This window comes from Anaerolineae bacterium, assembly GCA_013178015.1.
In the GTDB taxonomy this organism is placed as follows: domain Bacteria; phylum Chloroflexota; class Anaerolineae; order DRVO01; family DRVO01; genus Ch71.
Genome location: JABLXR010000091.1, coordinates 1 through 8,179 on the forward strand (window position 1 = coordinate 1; position 8,179 = coordinate 8,179).

At 66.2% G+C, this 8,179-nt stretch carries 5 protein-coding genes and 1 tRNA gene; 2 read left to right on the top strand and 4 right to left on the bottom strand.

Translation table 11 applies throughout. The features are described from left to right. Nucleotides 1-1,063: response regulator (locus HPY83_19440; GenBank protein ID NPV10122.1), on the top strand; the 1,063-nt coding region annotated here is incomplete at its 5' end. Here the strand turns inward: HPY83_19440 and HPY83_19445 are convergent. Then, the gene (locus HPY83_19445) at nt 1,030-3,186 is read right to left on the bottom strand and encodes a response regulator (protein NPV10123.1); all 2,157 of its coding nucleotides are present in this window, start codon (nt 3,184-3,186) and stop codon (nt 1,030-1,032) included. The genes HPY83_19440 and HPY83_19445 overlap by 34 nt on opposite strands. A 282-nt stretch (nt 3,187-3,468) precedes the next feature. Beyond that, nucleotides 3,469-3,554: transfer RNA gene (locus HPY83_19450), tRNA-Leu, on the bottom strand. A gap of 645 nt (nt 3,555-4,199) precedes the next feature. On the opposite strand from HPY83_19450, the gene serS reads away from it, so the two are divergent. Next, the gene (gene serS, locus HPY83_19455; GenBank protein ID NPV10124.1) at nt 4,200-5,474 is read left to right on the top strand and encodes a serine--tRNA ligase; all 1,275 of its coding nucleotides are present in this window, start codon (nt 4,200-4,202) and stop codon (nt 5,472-5,474) included. Between the two features lie 107 nt (nt 5,475-5,581). Here the strand turns inward: serS and HPY83_19460 are convergent, their stop codons facing one another. Both HPY83_19460 and HPY83_19465 read right to left on the bottom strand, forming a co-directional pair. After that, complete coding sequence (locus tag HPY83_19460) at nt 5,582-7,126, bottom strand: FAD-binding protein (protein ID NPV10125.1); 1,545 nt, start codon at nt 7,124-7,126, stop codon at nt 5,582-5,584. 342 nt (nt 7,127-7,468) lie between these two features. Next, nucleotides 7,469-8,179: hypothetical protein (locus tag HPY83_19465; protein ID NPV10126.1), on the bottom strand; the 711-nt coding region annotated here is incomplete at its 5' end.

The window sequence follows — 8,179 nt, forward strand, 5'->3', positions numbered from 1 at the left end:
ACGTCAACTGCGCCGCCTTCTCCTGGATGCCATTGCATCCCTGCAGCCGGCTGACGGCTACATCTTCGGCTCCATCCGCAACCGCGCCTACGACGTCCTGCACCTCCGTTACGTGGAGGGCAACACCATCACCGACATCGCCGATGAGATCGGCATCACCGAGCGACAGATCTATCGTGACCTCCAGCGGGCCCGGGAGGAGCTGGCCGGGATTCTGGCAGCCATGCCGGTGACCGCGGAAGCGGCCACTTCCGCCGGTACACCAGCGGAAGAGGCACTGACCGCCGAGCTGGGCTCGCTCGCTCTCAGCCAGGCGGGCCTGGACATAGCGGAACTGCTGCGGCGAGCCGTGGCGAACACCGCCGGTCTGGCGGCCGCCTTAGGTACGTCGGTACGCCTGGCTGGGGCGGAGGGCTTGCCCCGTGTGGTTGCCGATCCGGGAACATTGGGACAGATTCTCACTCAGGCCGTGAGCATGGCCATCCAGCTGGGCCAGGGCGGTGCCGTCAGCGTGTCCGCCGCCCCACAGGGGGAGAAGCTGGAGGTCTCGGTCACCTTCCCCCTGTGCGCCGCCCAGGCCGAACCCGCTGACCTGGCGGTCCTTGCACGAGTGGCCAGGGCCCAGAACGTGGCCTGTGAGTTCACCGCGGGGCCCGCGGGCACCGGGAGGTTAGCCTTTGGAGTCATGGCGGCGAGCCCGCGCAAGCTCCTCGTCATTGACGACAACCCCGGAGCCATGCAGCTCTATCGGCGGTATCTGGCGCACTCACCCGAGTGGGCGCTGACAGGCGTGGAGGACGCACGCATTGCCGCCGATGTGGCCAAGCACGTGCGCCCCGACGTGATAATGCTGGACATCATGATGCCACGGTTCGATGGTTGGAGTGTCCTCCGTGCCCTCAGGGCCCAGGCCGAGACGGCCACGGTGCCGGTGCTGGTGTGCTCTATCTTCGACGACACTCCCCTGGCCCGGTCACTGGGAGCCACCGCCTGCCTGCGCAAGCCGATCAGCCAGACCGAGCTCCTCCATCAGCTGGAACGCTGCCTCACGCCGTGCACGTAGTCGGCGTGCAGAACTTGCAGCACTCCGTCCATCAACTGGGCTATCTCCTGGGATGAGAGCCCATCGCCCTTGTACACGTGAAGGGCCGCCGCTGCCCGGTCACTCGGCGGAAGAGCCGCCGTGACCAGGATGATCGGCGTCTCGGCCAAGCCCGCGATCTTCCGCAGCTCGCGGGCAACATCCAGGCCGTCGGCGTCGGGCAGGCGCAGGTCCAGGAGCACGACGTCCGGAGCCTGCTCCCGAGCGCGCTCGAGTCCGCCAGCGCCAGTGTAGGCGCAACGCACCTGGTAAGGTGCTTCGTGGGCCCGCAGCATACGAAGGACGAGTTGCACAAAGGCCCGATCGTCGTCAATCAGGAGCACACGGCCGTGCGCCTCCGGTAGCGCTCGGGCCAGGGCCTCGAGCAACTGTGGGGCCGTGACGGGCTTGTGCAGTACCTCGCGAAACGATGCCTGCTTCAGTACCTCTCCGTCGCCGCCGTACTCCCAGGCTAGCACCGGAATGGAGGGAAAGGCCCGCGCGATCGCCCGGCCTTCGCCTGAGTCGGGGCCCTCAAGCACCAGCACGTCCGGGTGCATCTCATCCACCCGCAGCGCCAGCTCCTCCTCCGACGCGGCCTGGACCACTTGCCAGCCCTCCGAGAGCACATCGGGTGACCGGACCGCCCGACCCTCGGTGGCAACAACCACCGCCCCGCGGCCGTGGGGGCGCTGGCCGGCCGGTAGAGGGGTGCGTACCGAGCGCGAGAGCCCCCTGGCCACCACCGGCAGGGTGACGTGGAAGGTGGCGCCGTGCCCTGGCTGGCTCTCGGCCCAGATGCGCCCGCCATGCAACTGAACCAAGTGCTTGGCGATGGCCAACCCCAACCCCTTGCCCTGCCCTTTCAGACCGGCATGGCTGTCAGACTGATAGAACTCCCGGAAGACGGCCTGCAACTCCTCCGGCGGTATCCCCGGACCAGTATCCCGAACCAGGATCTCCACCTCAGCCGGCTGCGGCTGCCCGAGCCGCACCGTTATCTCCCCAGAGTCAGTGAATCGGATCGCGTTCGTGAGCAGATTGAGCAGCACCTGTCGGATCCGCATGCGGTCCAGAAGCAGACGGGGTAGGTTCGGGGGGACGGATGTGTTCAGCGTTACAGCCTTGTCATGCAACAGCGCCCGAGCGAGCGGCATCACCTCCTCGACCAACTCGCCCAGGTCGGTTATCTCGCAACGCAGCGACAGGCGCGGCTTCTCGCTGGCCGCCAGATCCACGATGTCATTGGTGAAGTCGGCCAGGTACCTAGCATTGCGGTGAATCTCAGCCACATCTCGGCGCAGAGTGGGGGTCCAGGCGACGTCGCCGTAGACCTCCGGCGAGTGGTGCATGATGTCGGCGAAACCCAGTATTATGTTGAGAGGAGCCCGCAACTCGTGGCTGATGGTGGCGGCGAACTGCTCCTTGCTCGCCCTGGCTTCATTCGCCTCCTGCTCGGCGACCGTAAGCTCGTAGTTGGTGCGCTGGAGCAGGTGGTTGCTGAGCTCCAGAGCTTTGACCGTGATGCCAAGCTTGGCTTTCTGGTGCCTCAGCTGCTCCGTCAACTGGATGGACTGGACGCTGGTGCGCCACGCCCAACCGAGCCGCTGGTGGAGCGGTAGCATGACGACCCAGGTAGCGACGATCGAAGCGAACACGCTCAGAGCCGCGAGCCCACCGCCGGGGGTACCGGCGACGGCCATCAGAGTCACCGCGGCCGACAGCGGCGCCGCTAGGATCAGGGCCAGCGGACCGAACAGGCCGCCGAGGAGAATAGCGGGGAAAGCGAGCAGGCAGGCGGCCAAAGGCTCGGCAAACACCCGTGCCAGGAGGAAGGCGAAGCCGCTCATGGCCACTGCCAGGATCAACGCGGCAGCAGTGGGGCGCTGCGACGCCAGGGAGTAGGCCAGGAGAGAGACCAGGAGTAGCGCCGTCAGCCCCAGCAGGAGCCCCCCGTCTGGGAAGCGCTGGGCCATGGCCACCCAGCGGCCGCACAGGCTTGCCACGGCCGTCGCCAGGGCCGCTATGCGCACCGATTCCAGCCGAGCCTGAGCCACGTCCGGCGACTCCGCTTGGCGCCGTGCTTCGCCGACACTGTTCCCCATCTCCTGCCTCCTCGCCCGAACGCCCCGGCAGCGCCGGGGCTGGCTCGACGGCAGTATGATACGCTCACGGGAGCGAAACTGGCGAGATGCTCCGTGTCCTGCTGCCCCGAGGTCACCGCAGTCAGGAACGGCGCACGCCGGTACGCTGACACCAGAAAGCGGAGGTGACGCTAGAGCGGCAATCTACTCGGAGAGGCTCGCGTTCCTGGGCCCGAGAACGGAGACGCCGGAGCCCGGGACGGCTCAACTGCCGCCCGCCGGCCCCGGCCAGCAACCCGCCATTGGTGCCCTCGACTGGATTCGAACCAGCACGCCCTAGACGGGCACAGGCCCTCAACCTGCTGTGTATGCCATTCCACCACGAGGGCAAGCTACACTCCCATTATACCCAGCCCGTTTTCGACGGTCAATTCGGGCGAACCAGCACCTAGCGGCCGTGATCGCGCCTGCCAGCAAGCGGCCACCCATACGCCGGACCTGCGACAGAGCACCATCCCTGGGGGAGTGCGCGTCCACGCGCGCCATGCCTCCGCCTGCCCAGCGTGCCTTGAGGCGCTCACTCCTCAAGGGGGGAGTCGAACCACACCGCCTTGCCCTTGCGGCCGGCGGAACAGCGGGCTCTCAGGGCCTGTGTAGAAGCCGCCCACGCCGGTCTACCCCAGGCCACGGCCACCTGCACGCACCCATCCCTCCGATCGTGAGCCCTTACGCGCTGGCGCCGACGCCCTGCCCCTAGTATAATCCCTCCACATCGAGACAGGCTGTGACGGAGACAACCGGCCCGTCCCCTGCCCCAGAGAGCCGCCGAGTGGTGCAAGGCGGCGCAGGCCTCGCCGGATCCCCTCCCGAGCCGCGCGCAGAAAGCCTCGAAGGCGAGTAAGGCGCGCCGGGCCCCCCGTTACCAGGGCACGAATGAGGCCGGCCGCCCAAGGCCGGCGAAGTCAGGTGGCACCACGAGTCGCCCCTCGTCCTGGCAGGACAGGGGCGTCTGTGCTTAACCAGGAGGCGGAGAAGTGCTGGACATCAACCTGATTCGCGAACGTCCGGATTATGTAAAGGGAGAGCTGAAGAAGCTCAATACGGAGGCCCCCATTGACGAGATACTCGAGCTCGATGAGCGCCGCCGCGCCCTCGTCGCCCAGGTAGACGAGCTGCGCTCCCAGCGCAACTCCCTCTCCCGCGAGATCGGACGCACCCGCGACCAGGAGGCACGGCAGCCCCTCGTCGAACGCGTGCGTGGGATCAACGCCGAAATCGAGCTACATGAGTCTGAACTGTCCCAGACCGAGGAGCGCCTCCACCGCTTGATGCTGGAGGTGCCCAACATGCCTGACGAATCAGTGCCCGTAGGCAAGGATGAGTCGGAGAACGTGGTGGTGCGCACCTGGGGCAAGCCGCGCCAGTTCGACTTCGAGCCCAAGCCTCACTGGGAGCTAGGTCTTCAGCTGGGCATCATTGACTTCGAGCGGGGAGTCAAGATCTCTGGCACCCGGTTCTATGTGCTCGTGGGCGCCGGAGCCCGGCTGCAGCGAGCGCTCATCTCCTGGATGCTCGACCTTCACGTCCGACGCCACGGCTACACCGAGGTCTATCCCCCGTACTTGGTCCGAGGCGACTGCCTCGTAGGCACTGGCCAGCTCCCCAAGTTCGGCGAGAACCTCTATAAGGACCACGAAGAGGACCTCTGGATGATACCCACCGCCGAGGTGCCGGTCACCAACCTCTACCGGGACGAGATCCTGGAGCCAGGAAGACTGCCCATTCACCTGGTGGCGTACTCCGCCTGCTTCCGGCGAGAGAAGATGTCAGCCGGCCGGGAGACCCGTGGCCTCAAGCGAGGTCATCAGTTCGACAAGGTGGAAATGGTGAAGTTCTGCGCTCCAGAGGAATCGGCGGCCGAGCTAGACTCGCTCATCCGCAACGCCGAAGAAGTGGCCGAGCTGCTCGAGATCCCCTACCGCATCATACAGATGTGCACCGGCGACCTAAGCTTCACCGCCGCCGCCAAGTTCGACGTGGAGATGTGGGCGCCGGGCTCCCAGGAGTGGCTGGAGGTATCAAGCTGCAGCAACTTCAAGGACTTCCAGGCCCGGCGGGCCGGCATCCGCTACCGCCCCGAGGAAGGGGCGCGTCCCCAGTTCGTCCACACCCTCAACGGCTCCGGTCTCGCCTTGCCCCGCACCGTCATCGCCGTGATGGAGAACTACCAGCAGGCAGACGGCAGCATCGTCGTCCCCGAAGTGCTGCGCCCCTTCATGGGTGGCCAGGAGATCATCACCGGGCCCTAGGCCGAGCCCATTCGAGGAAACCGAAAGGGGGCCCAGCTCTCAGGCCCCCTTTCCTCTGATGTGACTGCCGTCAGACTCAATGTCGGTCAGACGTCGTGCCCGGCGGTCTAGAGGCCGCCAACCGCCTTCGCCATCGCAGCAGCGCTCCCTTCCCTGGCCGCGCTCATGCCAGCGATCCGGCCAAACACGGTACATAGGGCGAGCGACCCACCGTAGTCGCGGTAGAAGATGCCGCCGGCAGCGTGCGGCGCCGCGTACAGGCCAGGGATCGGGTGCATGTTCCGGCCCAGCACCTGGCCGTTCTCGTTGATCATGAGCCCACCGTAGCTGGCGCTCACGCCTGGCGCTACCTGAACGGCGTAGAAGGGCGGCTGGAGCAGTCCCTGCAGGTTGCCGGAACGGGCCGGCGACAGCTCGCTCGCCGTGCCTTCCTCGATGGCCTGGTTGTACTCGTCCAGAGTGCTCATCAGAGTAGTCGAGTCGATTCCGTACTCAGCAATCATCTGGACCAGCTCATCCAGGCTGTCTGCCGCGAGCACTACGCCGCCGTTCTCCTCCAGCAACTCTAGGTTCGCGGTGGAAACAGCCATGGCGGAGTCCACGATCATGAACCCCCGCGCCAGGGGTTGGAAGATCAGCTCCTGGTTGGCGATGTCATCTCCGAGCGACTCGTCCACGAAGCGCCGCCCGTGCATGTTCACCAGCACGCTGCTGGGCTCGTAGCCCTGCACCGCTCCCATCAGCTCCCTGAGGAGTTGCTTATCGAACTGCTCATAGCTCTCCTCATCCTGAGGAACTATCGGTGGCCAGGCCTGCAGGTGACCGTAATAGGTGGCGATTGCCCGGCTCATTCGGGCACCGATCTCCTCGCCCATGAGCATGGCGTCGCCCTTGTTGTAAGGCACCGCCCGGATGACCGCCAGGTCTGCAAAGGGGCCGTAGTACTTCACCATCATCTCGGGGTTGGCGGGGAAAGCACCCGTCGCTAGGATCACGGCCATACCGGCCATGATGTCACTGTACTCATCACTGGCGTCGGCCACGCGCAGCCCCGTCACCCGACGGTCGTCGTCCTGGATGAGCGAGACCGCTCGCATGCCAGTGAGGACTTCGCCGCCAGCCGCCTCGATCGCCTGAACCCACTGGTCAATCGTCTCACGCTTCTGCTCGTACGTATCCCCGATGCTCAGCGAGTTCTCGCCCAGCGCTATAGTGAGAGCCGGGCTCATCTCCGGCCACTCGACATCGGTGGCACGAAGCCACTCCAGAGTGTCAGAGTAGTTCTCCATCAGCACCCGCCCAAGCTTGGGATCGAGCAGCGGCACCCGTCTCTGCAAGTCCTCGAACGTTTCCGCCCCCCAGACGTGGATGGCACCACCCGAGAACAGGGCCGTGCCGCCGGTCTCCTGAGATGCCTCGATCAAGAGCACACTGGCCCCTTCCTGGGCGGCTGCCAAGGCCGCCGCCAGCCCGCCCAGGCCGGATCCGGCCACCACCACATCATACTGCTGCCCCGGCGTGCCCGTGGCTTCTGCGGTTGGTGTGGGAGTCTGGGCCGCTGCTCGGCTGGTGACCGTCGCCAGGGCCCCCGCCCCGGCCACGGCCGTACCCGCGATGAACCGCCTACGTGAGGTCCTCTTCCTGTCTGACATCGTACCAACTCCTCCACTAACCTGGACCCGAGTGCACCTGAGTACAGGCGCCTCAGGCGCGACTTGCGGTAATGCTGACCGCTACTCACTCTGTGGCCAGATGGCTGGCTGTAACCGCTGCCCTCAAGCCACCGCTACCGTATCCCAATGCCGCCGAGCTGTCAAGCACCTTGCGCAGCGAATGTGAGCCCATCGGGGTAACGATGATGCCTGGTCCTTGCGCTATTCCCGCCGCTACCGCCTGCCGCAGCCCACAAGCGTAGGGAGCCGGCGTGTCGCCGGCTCCCTGGGGCTCTCTTCCCTCGCGCATGACTTCCGGCCAAAGGGCCGCGGCCGGCGCGTCTAGTGGCAGTCGCTACACGGGTTCAATGTCCCAGTATGATGGCAGGCCGCGAAACACCAGCGGATGCCGGGGTCCTCGAACTCCACCTCCTCCGTCACTGGCAACGCGTGAGGTCGATGGCAGCGGTCGCAGACCGGGATGTCACTGGGGCTATCGGACTCGTGAGGCACATACTGGTGCGGGTTCGCTGTCACCTGCTCCGAGACCTGGTAGTCCTCCGTTGCGCTTCGCAGAACGTCGTACGGGCCGTGGCAGAAGAGACAGAGGTCCGTCGTCACCCTCTCTGGCACCTCGGGTTCAGGCGAGCCCTCCACACCGAGCTTGTGGCACGTCTGGCACTGGTCGTCGGTGAAGTCAGCGTGGTTGTCAGGCGCCGGCTGGATCGGGCTGTCTACGGCATGACAGGCCAGGCACTCCTCGCGCCCTTCCACCGGGTGGGGGATCAATGGCGGTTGCAGCGGCACGGCCTCGCCGGGGGCCGGAGTCCCTTCCACCGTCGGAGTCTCGCCGACCTCGGGCGTCTCCGTCTCCTCGGGGGCAGCGGTCTCGGTCGCGCTAGGGGTCTCGGTGACCGCGATCCCGGGCGTGGCGGTAATGGTGGCCTCTGGGGTAACATCCACCGGCGCAGTAGCTGTGGGCTCCGGCGTGGGTGTGGCCACCTCAACCGGAGTCTCGACCGGCGTCGGCTCAGGTGTGACCTCCTCCTTGGC

Bases quoted from the DNA above. Each gene is read 5' to 3' on its own strand.
- HPY83_19445 (NPV10123.1), bottom strand. From the start codon at position 3,186: ATGGGGAACAGTGTCGGCGAAGCACGGCGCCAAGCGGAGTCGCCGGAC.
- HPY83_19460 (NPV10125.1), bottom strand. From the start codon at position 7,126: ATGTCAGACAGGAAGAGGACCTCACGTAGGCGGTTCATCGCGGGTACG.